This is a genomic window from Streptomyces aurantiacus (assembly GCF_001418335.1).
In the GTDB taxonomy this organism is placed as follows: Bacteria; Actinomycetota; Actinomycetes; order Streptomycetales; family Streptomycetaceae; genus Streptomyces; species Streptomyces aurantiacus.
The window spans coordinates 1-19,338 of sequence record NZ_LIPP01000269.1; the positions used below are offsets into that span (position 1 = coordinate 1).

14 protein-coding genes and 1 tRNA gene are annotated in these 19,338 nt (G+C 68.7%); 9 read left to right on the plus strand and 6 right to left on the minus strand.

Translation table 11 applies throughout. From position 1 onward, the window contains the following. Positions 1–25 precede the first annotated feature (25 nt). A complete protein-coding gene (locus AOK01_RS30335; protein ID WP_055517316.1) occupies positions 26–397 on the minus strand; it encodes a winged helix-turn-helix transcriptional regulator in 372 nt (123 codons plus the stop codon). Between the two features lie 154 nt (positions 398–551). On the opposite strand from AOK01_RS30335, the gene AOK01_RS30340 reads away from it, so the two are divergent. Both AOK01_RS30340 and AOK01_RS30345 read left to right on the plus strand, forming a co-directional pair. Beyond that, positions 552–1,211, plus strand: a complete 660-nt coding sequence (locus AOK01_RS30340) for an FMN-dependent NADH-azoreductase (protein WP_055517286.1) — start codon at positions 552–554, stop codon at positions 1,209–1,211. Positions 1,212–1,689: 478 nt separating this feature from the next. Continuing rightward, positions 1,690–3,420: a hypothetical protein gene (locus tag AOK01_RS30345; protein ID WP_079103880.1), complete on the plus strand. Its 1,731-nt coding sequence runs from the start codon at positions 1,690–1,692 to the stop codon at positions 3,418–3,420. A gap of 93 nt (positions 3,421–3,513) precedes the next feature. Here the strand turns inward: AOK01_RS30345 and AOK01_RS30350 are convergent, their stop codons facing one another. From AOK01_RS30350 to AOK01_RS30360, 3 genes are all read right to left on the minus strand, one after another. Beyond that, on the minus strand, positions 3,514–5,691 hold the full coding sequence (locus AOK01_RS30350; protein ID WP_055517289.1) for a MalT transcriptional regulator family protein: 2,178 nt from the start codon (positions 5,689–5,691) through the stop codon (positions 3,514–3,516). After that, entirely contained in the window at positions 5,691–6,146 is a 456-nt protein-coding gene (locus tag AOK01_RS30355; protein ID WP_055517291.1) for a hypothetical protein, read from the minus strand. Before AOK01_RS30355 ends, AOK01_RS30350 begins: the two co-directional genes overlap by 1 nt. A 607-nt stretch (positions 6,147–6,753) precedes the next feature. Continuing rightward, positions 6,754–6,840, minus strand: a tRNA-Leu gene (locus tag AOK01_RS30360). 500 nt (positions 6,841–7,340) lie between these two features. On the opposite strand from AOK01_RS30360, the gene AOK01_RS30365 reads away from it, so the two are divergent. The 7 genes from AOK01_RS30365 (at position 7,341) to AOK01_RS30395 (ending at position 16,819) form a co-directional block, all read left to right on the plus strand. Beyond that, positions 7,341–8,201 carry an FHA domain-containing protein gene (locus tag AOK01_RS30365; RefSeq protein WP_055517293.1) on the plus strand — a complete coding sequence of 287 codons (861 nt, stop codon included), beginning with the start codon at positions 7,341–7,343 and terminating at the stop codon, positions 8,199–8,201. Between the two features lie 10 nt (positions 8,202–8,211). Further along, a complete protein-coding gene (locus tag AOK01_RS30370; RefSeq protein ID WP_055517295.1) occupies positions 8,212–8,739 on the plus strand; it encodes an FHA domain-containing protein FhaB/FipA in 528 nt (175 codons plus the stop codon). A gap of 128 nt (positions 8,740–8,867) precedes the next feature. Continuing rightward, positions 8,868–10,412: a Stp1/IreP family PP2C-type Ser/Thr phosphatase gene (locus tag AOK01_RS30375; protein WP_245702477.1), complete on the plus strand. Its 1,545-nt coding sequence runs from the start codon at positions 8,868–8,870 to the stop codon at positions 10,410–10,412. Positions 10,413–10,438: 26 nt separating this feature from the next. Continuing rightward, entirely contained in the window at positions 10,439–11,878 is a 1,440-nt protein-coding gene (locus AOK01_RS30380) for an FtsW/RodA/SpoVE family cell cycle protein (protein WP_055517298.1), read from the plus strand. Further along, positions 11,875–13,365: a peptidoglycan D,D-transpeptidase FtsI family protein gene (locus tag AOK01_RS30385; RefSeq protein ID WP_055517300.1), complete on the plus strand. Its 1,491-nt coding sequence runs from the start codon at positions 11,875–11,877 to the stop codon at positions 13,363–13,365. Before AOK01_RS30380 ends, AOK01_RS30385 begins: the two co-directional genes overlap by 4 nt. Positions 13,366–13,534: 169 nt before the next feature. Continuing rightward, the gene (gene pknB / locus AOK01_RS30390) at positions 13,535–15,532 is read left to right on the plus strand and encodes a Stk1 family PASTA domain-containing Ser/Thr kinase (RefSeq protein ID WP_055517302.1); all 1,998 of its coding nucleotides are present in this window, start codon (positions 13,535–13,537) and stop codon (positions 15,530–15,532) included. Between the two features lie 258 nt (positions 15,533–15,790). Further along, positions 15,791–16,819, plus strand: coding sequence for a restriction endonuclease (locus tag AOK01_RS30395; RefSeq protein ID WP_055517304.1), 1,029 nt, complete (start codon positions 15,791–15,793; stop codon positions 16,817–16,819). A gap of 106 nt (positions 16,820–16,925) precedes the next feature. Here the strand turns inward: AOK01_RS30395 and AOK01_RS30400 are convergent, their stop codons facing one another. Both AOK01_RS30400 and AOK01_RS43030 read right to left on the minus strand, forming a co-directional pair. Beyond that, positions 16,926–17,666 carry a class E sortase gene (locus AOK01_RS30400; protein ID WP_055517305.1) on the minus strand — a complete coding sequence of 247 codons (741 nt, stop codon included), beginning with the start codon at positions 17,664–17,666 and terminating at the stop codon, positions 16,926–16,928. 123 nt (positions 17,667–17,789) lie between these two features. Beyond that, positions 17,790–19,241: a class E sortase gene (locus tag AOK01_RS43030; protein WP_425424769.1), complete on the minus strand. Its 1,452-nt coding sequence runs from the start codon at positions 19,239–19,241 to the stop codon at positions 17,790–17,792. Positions 19,242–19,338 lie beyond the last annotated feature (97 nt).

Consider the following 19,338-nt stretch of genomic DNA (forward strand, 5'->3'; position numbering starts at 1 on the left):
TCCCCGAACAGCGTCGCCACCCCCGCTACTTCCGGAACTCCTCCGGGCAACGGCCGTCCTCCGCCAGGTACTTCTCCGCCCAGGTGCGCAGGTGCGTGAGCGCGGGCTCCAGCGCGGACCCGGCCTCCGTCAGCCGGTAGGAGACGCGCAGGGGCGGGCCCTCGTCGACCTCGCGCACCACCACTCCTACCTCGGCCAGTTCCGTGAGCCGGTCGGAGAGCATGCGCTCGCTGATGCCGGGAATGGCACGGCGCAGGTCGGCGAAGTGCACGGGGGCGGGCAGGAGCACGGCCACGATCGGGCCCGTCCAGCGCTTTCCGATCATCTGGAAGACACGGGTGATGCCGTCGTCGACCCGCCTGCACATCGCAGCGTCGTGGTTTTCCTGGACCGCCATGCCTTCAGGGTACTGGCCCTCCATAGGGGAGTGAGAAAAAGTAAGCTACTATGTTATTCATAGTAGCCAGCGAAAAGTAAGTCATGGGTGCCGGACTCAACGCCCCGCCCCTACGCCTTCGGACACCCCTTCCGATCCCCCTGATGGAGAACCTATGGCCACCCTGCTGCACGTGGACTCGTCCGTCTTCCCCGGTCCCGCCTCGGCGTCCCGCGCCGTCACGGATGCCTTCCGCAAGGCGTGGGAGGAGCAGCACCCGCAGGGCACGGTGATCTACCGCGATCTCTCCGCCCACCCCGTCCCGCACATCACCGCCGACGCCCACAGCGCCCTCTTCGCCGATCCGTCGGAGCACACCCCGGAGCAGGCCGCGGCCTTCGCCCGGCGGGTGAGGTTCATCGAGGAACTGGAGCAGGCGGACGCCGTTCTGATCGGCGCGCCCATGTACAACTTCTCGGTCCCGTCGACCCTGAAGGCGTGGCTGGACAACGTGGTCGCCGTCGGCCGCACCGCGGGTGACACCCCGACCGCCAAGGGCACCCCGGTCACCGTCGTGGCCAGCCGCGGCGGCTCCTACGCGCCGGGCACACCCCGCGCGGGCTACGAGTACGTACAGAACTACCTGGAGGCCGTACTCAAGGACATGCTCGGCCTGGACGTCGCATTCATCGTCCCGGAGCTCACGATGGCCCCGCACATGCCGGCGATGGCCGAGCTGGTCCCGCTCTTCGAGGCCTCCCGCGCCAAGGCCCTGGAGGACGCGGCCGCCAAGGGCCGGGCCCTCGCGGAGCAGCTCACCGCGACCGCCGCCTGACACACCACCGCACGAACGCGCGCCCCTGCCCGCCACCACGGGCGGGGGCGCGCGTCGTGCGGAACGCCGGAACGCCGCCTTGCGAGCAAGCCGATACACATGCCGTTCGCCATGCGCAGGAACCCAGCGGGACGCGCACCGCTTGCGAACTGCCCTTCGGTCTTTCGCCCCCGGCGATCCGCTCCTCCCAGCGATGCTCAGGCACGGCCTGATGTCTTACGGTATGGGCGGCTACAAGGGACGGGGACGACAGGTGAGAGGTTGCGAAGCGGCTTGCAAAACGGTAGGAGGACCATCACCGCGAGCCGCGAGCCGCGAGCCGCGAGCCGCGAGCCGCGAGCCGCGAGCCGCGAGCCGCGAGCCGCGAGCCGCGAGGGTGCTTATGCGTCTCGCTTGCCTTATTCGCCTTATTGGTCTTATTGGTCTTATTCGCCTTATTCATCGCTGACCGGCGGCGGGCCACCCGTAATCGTTCGGGGTGGCCGTGAACGCTAGCGTCGGCCCGCCCCTGCGCGTCCCCGTGGGACACGACCCCCAGCGGTGGAGTACTTTCCACAGCGAGAAGACACTGGTCGTGGCGGCCCGTACCGTCACGTCGACGGTACGGGTGCTGGAATCGCTCCCGGCCCTCCTGCGCAACGACAGCAGGGTCACCGTCGTCTTCGCCTACGACCCCACCTCCGCCTTCAACGACGGAGTCCTCGACCTGCTCAGTGATGCCGGCTGCCGGATCATGCCCTGGTCGCAGCTGAGCACCATCACGCCCGACCTCATCGTCACCGCCAGTGAGAACGTCGACGTGCCCGAGGGCGACTGCCCCGTACTCGTCCTGCCGCACGGCATAGGCTTCCAGAAACGCGTACCGGATTCCCGCGCCTCAGGAACCCGCCTGTCCGGTGCTGTTCCGGACTCCGTCCTCGAAACCGGACGAGCCTGGATCGCCGTCTCGCACCCGGACCAGGAAGAGCAGCTGCTCGCCGCGTATCCGAAGGCGGACGGCCGCACGCTGCTCATCGGAGACCCCTGCTTCGACGAACTGTCCGCGAGTCTCCCGGACGCCGCTTCCTTCAAACGCTCGCTGGGTGTTGCCGACGGTCAGCGCCTGGTCGTCCTCAGCTCCACCTGGGGTCCGACGTCGCTCCTCGGCCGGGATCCGGAGCTGCCCGCGCGCGTGCTCGCCGAGTTGCCGTGCGACGAGTACCGGGTCGCCGCGGTCGTCCACCCCAACGTGTGGTCGGCGCACGGCTCTTGGCAGATCCGTTCCGTACTGGCCGGCGCGCTGGAGGCAGGGCTGTTGCTGATGCCGACGGTCCACGCCTGGCGGTCGGCGCTGGTCGCAGCCGACACCGTCATAGGGGACCACGGCTCCGTGACGCTGTACGGGGCGGCGCTGGGCAAGCCGGTGCTCCTCGCCGCGTTCGGCGACGACGCGGTGCAAGGGACGGCGATCGCCAGGCTCGGCCGGGCCGCGCCCCGCCTCGATCTGCGCGGTGACCTGCACCGGCAGGTCGACTCGGCGATCGCGGACCACGTCCCCGAGCGCTATGCGGAAATCTCGCAGGCCGCCTTCGTTCGGACAGGCCAGGCATCCGCCCGGCTGCGTACGGCCGTGTACCGCCTGCTGGAGCTGCCCGAGTTCGGCTCGGCCCCACCACGCGCGCGTACGCTGCCTCGCCCGGCCACACCGACCGCCACCGTCACCTCGTGGACGGTGGAAAGCACTGCCACACCCGGCGAGGGCGGGCAGTGGACAGTCGCCGTCCGCCGCCGTCCCGCGGCCGTTGCCGACGCTCGCGGCGAGGGGCCCGACGCCTATCTCCATCTCGCGTGCGACGAGGAGGAGCAGGACCACCAGTTGACCGAGAGCGCTTCGGTGCTGTTGTGCCGTAGCCCCGCACCGACCACGGTCAGCGCCCTCCGCTGGATCCGGAACACGCTCAGTCGCTTCCCCGGCTGCCGACTTGCCGCTACGGCGCCGGGAAGGGGCTGCTTCCTGGTGGGGCTCGACGACGGACGGATCGTGGAGGCGACGATCACCGGCCCCGCCGTCGACCCCGGACTGCCCGCCGCCGTGGTCTACACGTGCCTGCGCGCGGGCCTGCCATTGGACGACGTCTTCGTGACCCTGCGGATCGGCGGTGTCCGGGAGGAAGACATCGGCCTGCGCCTGCGGAACTTTTTGCCGGACACCGCCGATCCACAGCGCTGAATCACGTTGCCGATCCGCAGCGCTGAATCTCGTCCCTCACGCCTCCCTCACGCACGCCACACGGCGCCACACGGCGCCACACACACGCGCCGCTCAGCCGGCGCCGCCCAGACGGTCGAGGCGTTCCCGCAGTTTCTCCGCCTCCGGGCTGCCACCTGTCTCGTAGATCTCGTGGGCCCGGACGAGATGCTCGCGTACGGTCTCCCGAGCGCCGCCCGTCCGCTCCGTCACGTCGGCGAGCAGGACCAAGGCCTGTGCCTCGTAGTGACTGGCCTTCTCCGCGCGCAACGCGTCAGCCGCCTCACCCAGTACGCGCATCGCCGCGTCCGGGTCCCCCTTGTGGTCGTGGACGGCGCCGAGAGCAGCCAGCGCGCGGGCCGCCATCCGCTCGTCGTCGCGGGCCAGCAGGTCCTGATGGGCCCGGCGCAAGGTGTCCAGGGCCTGGTCGTGGCGGCCTGCGGCGTCCTGCGCGCAGCCCAGGAAGTACGTGGCGATGGCCACCCCTCGCCATTCCCCGGCCTCGATGTTGAGCTCGACGGACCGCCGGTACGCCGCCATGGCACGGACGGCGTCGAAGCGGTCCCAGTAGCGTCCGGAGAACTCCTGCACGGACGCCTTCAGCGCGGCGTGCGCCGACACCTCCGCGCAGGCGACCGCCTTCTCCAGCTCCGCACGCGCCCGGTCGTACTCCCCGAGGTCCATGAGCGGCCGCGACAGCAGGCTGCGCAACCGGGCCTCCGCGGCCGGCACCACGGCCTCGGCCGCCGCAGCCGCTCCCAGCTCCAGGGACTCCTTCCAGTCGCCCAGGTACCTGCGGTGCAGGAACAGGACGGTGAAGCCCTCCGCCAGCTGCCAGACGTGCTGGTGGAGACCGAGCCCGGACGCCTCGCGCAGAACGGCCAGGATGCCGGCGCGCTCGGCTTCCAGCCAGGTCAGTGGGTCCGGGCCGCCCTCCACAGCGAAGGGGTCCGCCGCATCGCGCAGGAGGCCGGTCGGATTCCCGATCCTCAGCCGGTCCTCCCTGACAGCCCGGTCGGCGAACGCGGTCAGGGCCAGGTAGTGGGTGGCCAGCCGTTCCACCACCGCCTGCCGGCCGCCCTCCGGCTCCTCCTCGGCTGCGTCGTCCGCGCACTCGCGCGCGTGCAGGCGTACGAGATCGTGGAAGCGAAAGCGATCGTCCTCCGTCACATCGACGAGGCTGGACTCTTCCAGGACATCCAGCAACGCTTCCGCTTCCGCCCGGTCCAGGCCCGCGGCGACGGCAGCCGTACCGGCGTCGAACGTACGCCCGGGAAACCAGCCGAGGACCCGGTACAGCCGAGCCGCGTCGGGCGGGAGCGCACGGTAGGTGAGATCGAGTACGGCGGACACCGAGTGTTCCCCTCGCAGAGACAGCCCTCGCAGGCGGCGGGTTTCGTCGGCGAGTTCTTCGGCCAGCCGGCTCATCGTGAGCCGCTTGCCGGTCAGCAGGCGGGCGGCCACGAGGTGCAGTGCCTTCGGCAGGCCGGCGCAGAACTCGACGAGCCGTTCGGCAGCGCCCCGCTCCGCCTCGACGGCCTCCTCACCACATCGCTGCGCCAGCAACCGCAGGCCGTCGGCCATGGTCAACGGTTCGAGGGGCAGCGGGCGTGCCCCGTCCAGAGCCACCAGCTCACCCAGCTTGCCGTTGCTGGTGACCAGCAGTGCGCTGCCCGGCCCCTTCGGCACCAGGGGCAGCACTTGACCGGGCCGATTCGCATCGTCGAGAACGACGAGAATACGGCGGTCCGCGGTCCGTGAGCGGTAGTGCGCGGTCAGCTCCTCAAGGGACTCCGGCATGAACGTGTCATGCACCCCGAGGGCTCTCAGGCACATCACCAGGGCCGCCGACACATCGCCACCCGCCCGGCGGCGCAGTGCCGCGTAGTCGATGAAGATCTGCCCGTCCGGGAATCGGTCACGGACGGTGTCGGCCCATCGGCAGGCCAGCGTGGTCTTGCCGACGCCGGGGATACCGGAGATCACGACGAACCCGACGCTGGAGGATCCACGCAGGACGGCGCGTAAGTCCGAGTCGAGAAGCGAGAGTTCTTCCGCGTGGTTGACGCACCGCACGGTCAGCGGCGGCACCTGATCAGGACGGAGGACCGGACCGTCGGCCACCACCGTTCGGACGTTGAACGTGATGTCGCCATGGATCTCCTGGGCCTGGACGACCGGTCCGTCGACGTTCCCGGACAGGTCGTTCCTGACGTACGGATGCCCCTGGCGGTCCCTGAAACCCTCGCTCATCACACCGCTCCGGCACCCTGCTCGGGCGGAACCGCCCCGGAGCCGCCGAAGGTCAGACCGGAGAAGTGCTGCCCCTGGAAGACCGGGCCGTTCTGGACGCCCCCGCTGATGCTGTTGTGCACGGAAACAGCGGGGTCGTGCCGGGCATTCGGGTCCAACTCCGCGAGCACCGACCGAAGTTCTTCCGCGGCCTCGGGATCAGCCAGGAGGACACGACGCAGCCGCGTCCTCCATACGGCCTCGATGTCCGACCCGGCGAGTTCGTCCCGCGCGGCACGAGCCGCCATCAGCTCCTGCCGGGACAGCTGCAGTTCTTCCCCGACTGAGTTCTCGTCGCCGCCACGCGCAAAGAACCGGGCGACTCGATCCCTCGCCTGCGCCCAGGTCTCCGACACCATGAGCCCGACCAGCGTTGTCGCTCCGGACGCCGCCAGCGCTGCCAACTCGGCTTCCACGAAACCCCCTTGGGTACGACCTTCAAGACCTCGCTGATGCCACCGTAGAGAGCCCACTGACGCTTTGGTAGCCCGGCCACGGCGAACGAGTTCTCCGAGGCGAAGCCCGCCACGCCCAAGGAGACCCGCGACCGGCTCGGCACCCTCGCGTACACCTCGCCGTACACTGCCGCGCACACCACCGCGCACGCCGCCGCCAGGTGTCGCCAGGTGTCGCACCGAGGCCGAGCACCTGCTCACGCCGGAGGCGGTTGATCGGTACCCGGCCACCGGTTGCGCGCACCTGGGCGAGGCAGCCCGCACCGACCGCCGCTGCCGCCTCGGCAGGCTCCGCCGCGCCCGGCTCGGCCCCGGCGGCCGAGCAGGCCCAGCCGTACGCCACCGCCCGCGCCCGAAGAGTGAGAGTGCCCACACTTCACGGGCCCACTGAAGATCAAAAACTACGGAAAGTCGGCTGCCGGCAACTCGCCAGCCGCTGGGCAGCCGGGCAGGCCTGTAAGCACTGTCACATCAGGCCCGGCCTGCCCAGACACACCAAAGCGGGCTCATCGTGATCACGATGAGCCCGCTTCGTCAGTACTGCCGGACACCTGTCATCGGTGTCTCGTGGTGCGCGAGGGGGGAGTTGAACCCCCACGCCCTTTCGGGCACTGGAACCTGAATCCAGCGCGTCTGCCTATTCCGCCACCCGCGCATTGGGTGTGTCTTCCGTCTCTCACAAGGGTGGTGAGCGCCTTCCGACATCGAGAAGATTAGCACGGTGGAGAGGGTGGATTCACATCCGTTTACGAGGGCCACGGGAGGGCAACGACAGGCCGGCCGGCCTCCGCGACACCCCGCCATCAGCAGCGGGACCGACTCCCGTGGCGCCCCGGACCCCGCCCTCCCCAGCTCCCACGTACCAACCAGAACCGGTTCACGTATCAACCTCGTACCGGTCCAGGCCATCTCCCCATGAGCGGACCGGGGTCCGCTGTCCGGTGCGGGACACTGTGGTGACGCCACCTCTACGATCCTTCCCATACGGAGTGCCCCGGGGAGTTCGAAGAGGAGCTTCACAGGGAACTTCGGGAGGGGACTTCAGTGGGCGTCGACATCCGTCGACCGGGCCGACAGGGGGAACCAGCCGATTTCCCGGCGCGTGGATACGATCAGTAAGCAGTACCAGGGCAACGACGAAGGAGGAGGTGCCCCATGGGAGTCCTGAAGAAGTTCGAGCAACGTCTCGAAGGTCTGGTCAACGGCACCTTCGCCAAGGTGTTCAAGTCCGAGGTCCAGCCGGTGGAGATCGCCGGAGCGCTCCAGCGCGAGTGCGACAACAACGCCACCATCTGGAACCGCGACCGGACGGTCGTCCCCAACGACTTCATCGTGGAACTGAGCACGCCGGACTTCGAGCGTCTCAGCCCCTACTCGGGCCAGCTCGGCGACGAGCTGGCCGGCATGGTGCGCGACTACGCCAAGCAGCAGCGTTACACCTTCATGGGCACCATCAAGGTCCACCTGGAGAAGGCGGACGACCTCGACACCGGCCTGTACCGGGTCCGCAGTCGTACGCTCGCCTCCTCCGCCAACCAGCAGGCCGCTCCCGGCGGCGCACCCGCGGGCCCGCCTCCGGCGGCCCCCCGCGGCGGCCAGGCCGGTGGCAGGCCCGGTGGCTACGGCTATCCGCCCGCTGCCGCCCCTCCCATGCCCGCCGCGCCGCCACCCGGCGGGCGACCGTGCGCCGCACCCGCGGGCCAGCGGCCCGCCGCGGCCCCGCAGCCGGGAGGACGTACGCGGCACTGGATCGAGGTCAACGGCACCCGCCATCAGATCTCCCGCCCGACGCTCGTGCTGGGCCGCAGCACCGAAGCCGACGTGCGGATCGACGATCCCGGCGTCTCGCGCCGGCACTGTGAGATCCGGACCGGAACGCCCTCGACGATCCAGGATCTGGGGTCCACCAACGGCATCGTGGTGGACGGGCAGCACACCACCCACGCTACGCTCCGCGACGGCTCGCGAATCGTCGTGGGCAGCAGCACCATCATTTACCGGCAAGCCGAAGGGTGAAGCGGGGGCAATGTCAGAGCTGACCCTCACGGTCATGCGGCTGGGTTTCCTGGCCGTACTGTGGCTGTTCGTGATCGTGGCCGTGCAGGTCATCCGCAGCGACCTGTTCGGAACGCGTGTCACACAGCGCGGGTCGCGCCGGGAAGCCCAGAGGCCGCAACAGGCCGCCCGGCAGGGCGCGCCACCGCAACAGCGCCAGCAGCAGACGGCGGCAGCGGGGGGCGGCGGCCGGCAACGCCGCGGCGCCCCCACCAAACTGGTCGTCTCCGAGGGCATCCTCACGGGCACGACCGTTGCCCTTCAGGGCCAGACCATCACGCTGGGCCGCGCACACGACAGCACCATCGTGCTGGACGACGACTACGCGTCCAGCAGACATGCCAGGATCTACCCGGACCGTGACGGCCAGTGGATCGTCGAGGACCTCGGGTCGACCAACGGCACGTATCTCGACCGGACCCGACTGACGACCCCCACGCCTGTTCCACTGGGCGCGCCGATCCGCATCGGCAAGACCGTCATCGAGTTGCGGAAGTAGTGCTACGTCATGAATGAGCGCGAGCGGAGCGAGCGAGCAGCGGCGGTCCCCACGACGGACCCCGGCGCGCTCCCGACCGGAGGGTGGGCACCGTGCGGATGTACCCGGAGCCGACGGGCGAGGTGCGCATGAGTCTGTCACTGCGCTTCGCCGCCGGATCGCACAAAGGCATGATCCGAGAGGGCAACGAGGACTCCGGCTACGCCGGACCACGCCTCCTCGCGATCGCCGACGGGATGGGCGGCCAGGCCGCCGGTGAGGTCGCCTCGTCCGAGGTGATCTCCACCATCGTCGCGCTCGACGACGACGTCCCCGGCTCGGACATCCTCACCTCGCTCGGCACGGCCGTGCAGCGCGCCAACGACCAGCTCAGGATGATGGTCGAGGAGGACCCCCAGCTCGAAGGCATGGGGACGACCCTCACCGCCCTCCTGTGGACCGGACAGCGGCTCGGCCTCGTACACGTCGGCGACTCGCGCGCCTACCTGCTGCGCGACGGTGTGCTCACCCAGATCACGCAGGACCACACCTGGGTGCAGCGCCTCGTCGACGAGGGACGCATCACCGAGGAAGAGGCCACCACCCACCCGCAGAGGTCGCTCCTCATGCGCGCGCTGGGCAGCGGCGACCACGTCGAGCCCGACCTCTCCATCCGTGAGGTCCGCGCCGGCGACCGGTACCTGATCTGCTCCGACGGGCTCTCGGGCGTCGTCTCCCATCAGACGATGGAAGACACCCTCGCCAGCTACCAGGGCCCCCAGGAGACCGTGCAGCAGCTGATCGAGCTCGCGCTGCGCGGCGGCGGCCCCGACAACATCACCGTCATCGTGGCCGACGTCCTCGACATCGACGGCGGCGACACCCTCGCCGGGCAGATCTCCGACACCCCCATCGTCGTGGGCGCGGTCGCCGAGAACCAGCAGCACCCGCTGCACGACGACGGCGCCATGCAGACCCCCGCAGGGCGCGCCTCCAGCCTCGGCCGCCAGGTACCCGGACAGGGCGGCGAGTTCGGCCCGCCCGGCAGCGGCGACACCACCGGGTACGTACCCACCGGAGGGTTCGGCGACTACTCCGACGACGACTTCGTCAAACCGCGCCCCGGGCGCAAGTGGCTGAAGAGATCCCTCTACACCGCGCTCGCGCTCGGCGTCATCGGCGGCGGACTGTACGGCGGATACCGCTGGACACAGACGCAGTACTACGTCGGCGCGAACGACGAGCACATCGCGCTGTACCGCGGCATCAGCCAGGACCTCGCCTGGGTGTCGCTCTCCAAGGTGGAGAAGGACTACCCGAAGGTCGAGCTCAAATACCTGCCGCCGTACCAGCAGAAGCAGCTCAAGGCCACGATCGCCCAGCCCAATCTGCGCGACGCCGAGTCGAAGGTCGCCGAGCTCGAAACCCAGGCGTCCGCGTGCAAGAAGGACGCCGACCGCCGCAAGGCCACCAGCGACCAGAACGCGAAGAGCGGCGAGGGCGAGGCCGGCGGGGTCACGGGAACCACCCGGACCTCCGTCGCGTCCAAGGCCACACCGACGCCGACGGCAACCTCCTCGGGGGAACAGTCGTCACCCGACCCGTCCAAGTCCGCGACCGCACCCACTCCCACACCCGGCCCCAGCCTCTCCGACGAAGAGCAGAAGCTGGTCTCGCTGTGCGGTAAGCAGTAAGCAGCCGTGAGGGGCCCTGTCACACGATGAGCAGTACTTCCAACCCGTCGACGCAGCACACGTCCACGATCGGCGCGATCGGCACACCGAGCCGGCGCAACACCGAGCTCGCGCTGCTCGTGTTCGCCGTGCTCATCGCGGTGTTCGCCTACGCCAACGTCGGCCTGGCCATCAACGGCTCGGTGCCATCCGGCCTGCTGAGCTACGGCCTCGGCCTCGGCCTGCTCGCGGGCGTCGGCCACCTCGTCGTACGGAAGTTCGCACCGTACGCCGACCCGCTGATGCTGCCGCTGGCCACGCTGCTCAACGGCATCGGCCTGGCGGTCGTGTGGCGCCTGGACCAGTCGCAGCGACTGCAGGAGAAATCCACCTTCTTCGAGGCCGCCCCCCGCCAGCTGCTGAACTCCGCGCTGGGTGTCGCCCTGTTCGTGATCGTGCTGGTCTTCCTCAAGGACCACCGCGTCCTGCAGCGCTACACCTACATCTCCATGGTCGCCGCGGTGATCCTGCTGCTCCTCCCGCTGGTCCCGGGCCTCGGCGTGAACGTCTTCGGCGCGCGGATCTGGATCAAGATCCCCGGCCTCGGCACCATCCAGCCCGGTGAGTTCGCGAAAATCGCCCTGGCGGTGTTCTTCGCGGGCTATCTCATGGTGAAACGCGACGCCCTGGCCCTGGCCAGCCGCCGCTTCATGGGGCTCTACCTGCCGCGCGGGCGTGACCTCGGCCCGATCGTCGTCATCTGGGCCCTGTCCATCCTGATCCTGGTCTTCGAGACCGACCTGGGAACCTCACTCCTGTTCTTCGGCATGTTCGTGATCATGCTGTACGTCGCCACCGAGCGGACCAGCTGGATCGTGTTCGGACTGCTGATGTCCGCGGCCGGCGCCGTCGGCGTCGCGTCCTTCGAGTCGCACGTCCAGCAGCGCGTCCAGGCCTGGCTCGACCCGATGCACGAGTACGAGCTCAGCCAGCAGGGCGTCATCGGCCACACCGAGCAGTCCATGCAGGCCCTGTGGGCCTTCGGCTCCGGCGGCACCCTCGGCACCGGACTCGGCCAGGGCGACTCCGACCTCATCGGCTTCGCCGCCAACTCCGACTTCATCCTCGCCACCTTCGGCGAGGAACTGGGCCTGGCCGGCGTGATGGCGATCCTGCTGATGTACGGCTTGATCGTGGAACGCGGCGTACGCACCGCCCTCGCCGCCCGCGACCCCTTCGGCAAGCTGCTCGCCATCGGCCTCTCCGGCGCCTTCGCCCTCCAGGTCTTCGTGGTCGCGGGCGGCGTCATGGGCCTGATCCCGCTGACCGGTATGACGATGCCGTTCCTCGCCTACGGAGGCTCCTCCGTCATCGCCAACTGGGCACTCATCGGCATCCTGATCCGGATCAGCGACACCGCCCGCCGGCCCGCGCCGGCCCCCGCACCAAGCCCCGACGCCGAGATGACCCAGGTGGTCCGACCGTGAACAAACCCCTGCGCCGGATCGCGATCTTCTGCGGCCTCCTCATCATGGCCCTGCTGATCCGCGACAACTGGATCCAGTACGTCATGGCGGACACCCTCAAAGACGACACCAAGAACCGCCGCGTCGCCATCGCCCGCTACGCCACACCGCGCGGCGACATCATCGTCGAGGGCAACCCGATCACCGGGTCCTCCAAGACGAGCGGCGACGACTTCAACGACTTCGAGTACAAGCGCACCTACAAGGACGGCGCGATGTGGGCCCCCGTCACGGGCTACGCCTCGCAGGCCTTCGGCGCCACGCAGCTGGAGAGCATCGAGGACGGCATCCTCACCGGCAACGACGACCGGCTCTTCTTCCGCCGCACGCTCGACATGATCACCGGCAAGAAGCAGGAGGGCGGCAATGTCTACACCACCCTCAACGCCGCCGCGCAGAAAGCCGCGTACAGCGGTCTCCTGAAGCAGGGCAAGGGCGCCGTCGCCGCGATCAACCCGGAGACCGGCGCGATCCTGGCACTGGCCTCCACCCCCTCGTACGACCCGTCGAAGTTCGCCGGCAACTCCACGAAGGTCGACGGCTCGGCCTGGAACAAGCTCCAGAAGAAGAACAACCCCGACGACCCGATGCAGAACCGGGCGCTGCGCGAGATCTACCCGCCCGGATCCACCTTCAAGGTGGTCACGGCCGCCGCCGCGCTGGAGCATGGCATCGTCGACAGCGCCGACGAGAAGACCGACTCGCCGCTGCCGTACACCCTCCCGGACTCCACCACCGAGCTGAAGAACGAGGGGAACATCCCCTGTAAGAACGCGACGCTCCGCGAGGCGCTGCGCGTGTCCTGCAACACCGTCTTCGGCAAGCTGGGCGTCGACGTCGGCAAGGAGGACATGCTGGAGACGGCCAAGAAGTTCGGCTTCAACGAGGAGCAGTTCGTGCCGGTCCGCTCCAGCGCCTCCAACTTCCCCGAGAAGATGGACAGGCCGCAGACCGCGCTCAGCTCCATCGGCCAGTTCGAGACCGCCACGACCCCGCTGCAGATGGCCATGGTGGCCTCGGCCGTCGCCAACGACGGCAAGCTCATGAAGCCGTACATGGTCGACAAGCTCCAGGCGCCGAACCTCGACGTCATCGAGCAGACCGACCCCGAGCAGATGAGCGAGCCGCTCTCCGAGAAGAACGCCCAGATCCTTCAGTCGATGATGGAGACGGTCGTCAAGGAGGGCACCGGCACCAAGGGCGACATCAACGAAAGCGGCATCACCGTCGGCGGCAAGACCGGTACCGCCCAGCGCGGTGTCGACAACAGCGAGAACCCGTACGCCTGGTTCATCTCGTACGCGAAGACCGACGACGGCAGCTCTCCCGTCGCCGTCGCCGTCGTCGTCGAGGACGAGAGCGCCAACCGGGACGACATCTCCGGCGGTGGTCTCGCCGCTCCGATCGCAAGGGACGTGATGAAGGCAGTCATCGACAGCAAGAAGTGACCCCGCTCACGTCCCCAACACATCGGTGCACGTTGCGATACCGGTCCTGTATCGGGTGACGGTTGTGGCCAGGTCAGTGAAGACTAGCCGGGTACGGTATGCCCGGACAGCACACCGCCGGACCACACGTGGTGTGGTCAGGACCGTCGGAAAAGGCTGGTAGGTAGCTATGGAAGAGCCGCGTCGCCTCGGCGGCCGGTACGAGCTGGGCCACGTGCTCGGCCGTGGTGGCATGGCGGAGGTTCACCTCGCCCATGACACCCGGCTCGGCCGCACGGTGGCGGTGAAGACGCTGCGAGCGGACCTCGCGCGCGACCCGTCGTTCCAGGCCCGGTTCCGCCGGGAGGCCCAGTCGGCCGCCTCGCTCAACCATCCCGCGATCGTCGCCGTGTACGACACGGGTGAGGACTACATCGAGGGCATCTCCATCCCGTACATCGTGATGGAGTACGTCGACGGATCCACGCTGCGCGAACTGCTGCACTCCGGGCGCAAACTGCTGCCCGAGCGCACCCTGGAGATGACCATCGGCATCCTCCAGGCCCTGGAGTACTCGCACCGCGCCGGCATCGTCCACCGCGACATCAAGCCCGCGAATGTCATGCTGACGCGCAACGGCCAGGTCAAGGTCATGGACTTCGGCATCGCCCGCGCGATGGGCGACTCCGGCATGACGATGACGCAGACCGCGGCGGTCATAGGGACGGCGCAGTACCTCTCCCCCGAGCAGGCGAAGGGCGAGCCGGTCGACGCCCGCTCCGACCTGTACTCGGCAGGCTGCCTGCTGTACGAGCTCCTCACCGTCCGCCCGCCCTTCATCGGGGACTCCCCGGTGGCGGTCGCGTACCAGCACGTACGCGAGGAACCGCAGCCGCCGAGCGTCTTCGACCCCGAGATCACGCCCGAGATGGACGCCATCGTCCTGAAGGCGCTCACCAAGGACCCGGACTACCGGTACCAGTCCGCCGACGAGATGCGCATGGACATCGAGGCCTGCCTCGACGGCCAGCCCGTCGCGGCCACGGCGGCCATGGGTTCGGTCGGCTACGGCGGCTACCCGGACGACCAGCCGACGACCGCCCTGCGGTCCGCGGACGGCCAGCACACCGCGATGCTGCCCCCGACCAACCCGGACGACGGCGGCTTCGGCTACGACGACCGGGCCGGCCGGCGCCGCCAGCAGAAGAAGAGCAACGCCTCGACGATCCTTCTCGTCGTAGCCGGTGTACTCGTGCTGGTCGGCGCGATCCTCATCGGCAAATGGGTGTTCAGCGGCAGCGGCGACGGGAACGACACGTTCGGCGCGCCCAACTTCGTGAACCGGACCGTGGCCGACGCCAAGCAGACGGCGGCCAACGTCGATCTCAAACTCACGATCAACGAGAAACCGTGTGAGACCACGCCCAAGAACAGCGTCTGCGCCCAGAACCCGGCCGCGAAGACCGACGTCAAAAAGGGCGACACGATCACGTTGACGGTGTCGACGGGGGCGCCGAAGGTGGCGGTTCCCAACGTCATCGACGACCCGGTGGACACCGCCACGAAGAAGCTTGAGGACGAGAAGTACGAGTTCGAGGTCAAGACGGAGAGCAAGGAGTCCAGCCAGGAAGCCGGCACCGTCCTCGACCAGGACCCGTCCTCGGGCGAAGAGGTGGAGAAGGGTTCCACGATCACGCTCACCGTCGCCAAGGAGAAGGAACAGTCCACTGTTCCGGACGTCGGCGGCCAGAGCTGTGACCAGGCCAAGGCCCAGATGGAACAGAACGACCTCACCGGCACCTGCACCGAGGTGGAGACGGACGACGACAACCTGGTCGGCAAGGTCATCGGGACCTCGCCCCAGGCGGGCTCGTCGGCCGATCCCGGTTCCACGGTGACCATCCAGATCGGCAAGGCGAAGCAGGAAGACGAGGACGACCAGAAGTTCGCCATGCCGAAGGTCACCCAGATGACCCTCGCCCAGGCCAAGCAGCTGATCTCCCAGAGCCAGCTCCAGGTCGGCAACATCACCGGCTCGCAGGACGACAACGCCATCGTCCTCTCCAGCGACCCGGGCCAGGGCAACGAGGTCAAGCCCGGCGACACGGTCAACCTCGTCACGGTCGGCACCGGTCAGAACGACGGCGGCAATGGCAACGGCGGCGGCTTCATCGGAGGCGCGGGCTGACACCCACCGCCGCTCCACCGGACGACCACGAAGCCCCGGCCCCTCACGAGAGGGCGCCGGGGCTTCGTCATGCGGCACGGGCACGGGCACGGGAAGAGGGGCATCTGCGGCATCGGCGGAACACGGCCGACCATCCGCTCGAATTTCTGAGCAAGACCCGACCACATCTTCGTATGTCCCGACTCGTTGCACTTTGGGGGTGGACAACAGGGCTCTGCCCCAGCCGCACGGCCACGGCACGCACCGAAGGGACAGAGCATGATCAACGAAACTGCTTTGCTGGAATCGAAGGCGCTACGGAACGGCGTCCTGGAGCGCACGGAAGTGCTGAACCGAGTCAAGGCACTGTCGCTGCTGCCGGACGGCATGCATGTGACGACGGCGATGGTCGCCACGTACTTCGGGGTGGGCATCAAAGCCATCCGTTCCCTGGTCGTCGACCACCGAGCAGAACTGGAAGACAACGGCTACCGGGTTTTGACAGGTCCAGAACTGAGCTCCTTCAAGGAGCTCAGTGGAATCCAGTCACGCACAGCATCTCTCGCACTCTTCTCCCGCCGCGCCGTCCTCAACGTCGCCATGCTGCTCCGCGACAGCGAAGTCGCACGTCAGGTGCGTACGTACCTCCTCGATACGGAGTACATGGCGCGGACGCAACCTGTGGAAAACCCTGTCGCCACAGACGCCATCTCCCTCGACGACCGCATCGACCGACGCATCACCCACATCCTGGGCAAGACAGTTGTCCCCATGTTCAACGCCCTGATCGAGACATCGAGCGAGCACCGCCAGGAACTCATCGCGCTCCGTGAGGACATCGAGAACGTGGAGCGCAAGCTGTGCTGGCACCACCGACGGCTCAGTGGCCTGGAAGGAGAGGCACCCTCCGAGAAGGTCAGGGCGACCATCAAGGCGATGACATGGCAGGCGTTCGAACACCACGTCGCCGACCTGCTCCGTCGTGACGGCTGCACACAGGTCGTCGTACGGCAGGCCCGGACCGACCGGGGCCTCGACATCACGGCCTGCGCAGCCGACGGCCGTACGATCGCCGTCCAGTGCAAGAACCGTGCCGGTCGCTGGTCCGTTACGAGCGCCGACATGCAGAAGTTCGCCGGCGCCGCACGAGCCATCACTCATGTGGACATTGCCCTGTTTGTCGCCACCTGCAACTTCAGTCTGGAAGCGCAAGCGATCGCCGATCTGAGCGGAGTCATCACCGTGAACCGCGACGAGTTGGAGGCGTGGAGCGCCGGAGTACGTCTCAAAGCACTGCGGCAGACGTAGCACGGGAGACGTAGCAACAGGAGAGGCCCGAAGTCGCAAGAGCACGTTGCGGCTTCGGGCCTCCGTCATGCTGGGCGACAGCCCTCCCCGCACGGGGCCGATCGGTTCAGCGCAGCTCCGCCGGTGGCGTCCGCTGGTCGTTGACCTTCTCCACGCGGTCCAGCTCGCCCCAGACGACGTACCGGTAGCGGGACGTGTAGACCGGCGTGCAGGTCGTCAGCGTGATGTAGCGGCCCGCCTTCTTCCTGCCCGACTCCTTGGGGACGGGCCCGAGGACGTTGACGTTGAACTTCGACGTCTCCGGAAGGGTCGCGTAGACCTTGTAGACGTACCACTCGTCCTTGGTCTCGAAGACGATCGCGTCGCCCTTCTTGAGCTTGTCGATGTTGTGGAACTTCGCACCGTGGCCGTCACGGTGCGCGGCCAGCGAGAAGTTGCCCTTCTTGTCCTGCGGGAGGGCCGACTTGACGGGGTTCGTGTAGTAGCCGGCGATGCCGTTGTTGAGCAGCTTCGTGGCGGTGCCCTTCTTGACCAGCACCTCGCCGTTCTTCATCGCCGGGACGTGCAGGAAGCCGATGCCGTCCTTGGTGTCCAGGCCGACCGGGCCACGGTCCTCGGCCCAGTGGTCGCGCACCTTGTCGCCCTGCTTGTCGGCCTCACGGTCCGCGATCACGTTCGTCCACCACAGCGAGTAGACGACGAACAGCCCGAGGACCAGGCCCGCCGTGATGAGGAGTTCACCCAGGACGCTGACGGCCGTGGCGATCGGGCCGCCGCCGCGCCGCCGCGGCGCGGGCGAGGACGCCGGCGCGTCCGTGTGCTCTTCGTGGTCGGTCGTCGCTGCCACTGCGTTTTCCCCGTCTGGTGTCGCTCAGGAATCTTGGAAGGTCTTGAATCGTGGAGGTCTTGAATCGTGGGAAGTGGTGGATCGTGGGAGGGGGTGGATCGTGGAGGTCTTCGAACCGCGTGCTCAGCCGACGAGCTCGTCGGGTTTGCCCTTGTCGCGTGACCGTTCCTCGACCATCGTGCCCCAGACGATCATGCGGTACTTGCTGGTGAACTCCGGGGTACAGGTCGTGAGAGTGATGTAGCGGCCCGCCGACTTGAACGGCGACCCCTTGGGCACCCCGTCCAGGACGGACGTGTTGCTCGGCGAGGTCACCGGCAGGATCGACGCCATCTTGTAGACGAAGTACTTGTCCTGCGTCTCCACGACGATCGGGTCGCCCGGCTTGAGACGGTTGATGTAGCGGAACGGCTCACCGTGGGTGTTGCGATGCCCCGCGAGACCGAAGTTCCCCGTCTTGGCGTCCGGCATCGCGGTCTTCACGCCTTCCTCGGCATAGTGGCCCACCATGCCGCGGTCCAGCACCCGCTTCTTGTCGGTGCCCTCGGCGATCGGCACGACCACGTCCAGCTTCGGAATGTGCAGAAGAGCAAAGCCCTGCCCCGGCTCGAACGTGCCCGGCTTCCCCTTGCCCTTCGCCCAGTCCTCCTGGAGGTTGCTCGCCTCGTTGCCGGCCTGCGCGTGGGCCCGGACGTTCGTCCACCACAACTGGTAGGTCACGAACAGCAGCATCAGTACGCCGGTGGTGATGAACACCTCGCCGATCATCCGGCTGGCCATCACGGCCGCGCCCGGCTTCCGCGCCCGCGCCGCACGCCGCGCCGCCATGCGCGAGGGGGGCGCATCGCCATCGGCCGCCGAATCCGCCCGCTCTGCCGACTCCTCCGACGACCCGCCGTGCCTGCCGTGCCGCCCGGAGGCCTTACGCCGGGCCGCACGGCCCCCGGAGGCGCCGGGAGCGCCCATACCGCCCGGAGCGGCTGCGGGGGCCGCAGAAGACGCGGAGAAGGCAGCGGAGGGGCTGGCAGAGGAAGCAGAGGGAGCGGTGGCCCGCCGGGAGCCGGCTATGGACCCCGCGTCCGCTATGCGCAGCGCGACCGTCTCCTCGACGGCAGGCGTGGCCTCGTACGGCGGCGCGTACGACTGGGCGTACGGCTGTGGTGGCTGCTCGGCGTACGCCGCCTGCGGTTCCGCATACGACGGCTGGGCCCCGGGGTACGCCGACTGGGGCCCCGTGTAGGAAGGCCCCGGTGCCGGCTGCGTATAGGTCTGCTGAGGCTGTGATCGCGGCTGTGATCGCGGCTGCGGTTGCGGCTGCGGCTGCGGCTGCGTGTAGGGCTGCTGAGGCGCCGTGTCCGTGTACGGCGGGCGTGGTGCGGAGCAGCCGTGCTCCGGCTCCGTGTGCGCCCGGCGTACCGGCTCCGCGTACGTCGAAGCGGCGCTCTGCCCGACGCTCCAGTCCGGGTCGTACGTCTGCGGGTCGTACCACTCCTGCTGCCCCGGCGCCGCAGCCTGCCGCAGGCCCGGCAGAGGGTCGCTGAGCGGATCGGCCAGGCCGTCGACGGCGGCCCGCATCGCGCCGCCCGTCCGGCCGTCACCCGCCAGTCCGCCACTCGCCGGCCCGGTGTCAGAGGCCGCCCCGAAAGGAGCCTCGCCCCCGTAGACGCCCGGC

What these genes read in the sequence shown, in the direction of transcription:
- AOK01_RS30350 (WP_055517289.1), bottom strand. Translation starts at nt 5,691, where the DNA reads ATGAGCGAGGGTTTCAGGGACCGCCAGGGGCATCCGTACGTCAGGAAC.
- AOK01_RS30375 (WP_245702477.1), top strand. Translation starts at nt 8,868, where the DNA reads ATGAGTCTGTCACTGCGCTTCGCCGCCGGATCGCACAAAGGCATGATC.
- AOK01_RS30370 (WP_055517295.1), top strand. Translation starts at nt 8,212, where the DNA reads ATGTCAGAGCTGACCCTCACGGTCATGCGGCTGGGTTTCCTGGCCGTA.
- AOK01_RS30395 (WP_055517304.1), top strand. Translation starts at nt 15,791, where the DNA reads ATGATCAACGAAACTGCTTTGCTGGAATCGAAGGCGCTACGGAACGGC.
- AOK01_RS30365 (WP_055517293.1), top strand. Translation starts at nt 7,341, where the DNA reads ATGGGAGTCCTGAAGAAGTTCGAGCAACGTCTCGAAGGTCTGGTCAAC.
- AOK01_RS30380 (WP_055517298.1), top strand. Translation starts at nt 10,439, where the DNA reads ATGAGCAGTACTTCCAACCCGTCGACGCAGCACACGTCCACGATCGGC.
- AOK01_RS30340 (WP_055517286.1), top strand. Translation starts at nt 552, where the DNA reads ATGGCCACCCTGCTGCACGTGGACTCGTCCGTCTTCCCCGGTCCCGCC.
- pknB (WP_055517302.1), top strand. Translation starts at nt 13,535, where the DNA reads ATGGAAGAGCCGCGTCGCCTCGGCGGCCGGTACGAGCTGGGCCACGTG.
- AOK01_RS30335 (WP_055517316.1), bottom strand. Translation starts at nt 397, where the DNA reads ATGGCGGTCCAGGAAAACCACGACGCTGCGATGTGCAGGCGGGTCGAC.
- AOK01_RS43030 (WP_425424769.1), bottom strand. Translation starts at nt 19,241, where the DNA reads ATGCGGGCCGCCGTCGACGGCCTGGCCGATCCGCTCAGCGACCCTCTG.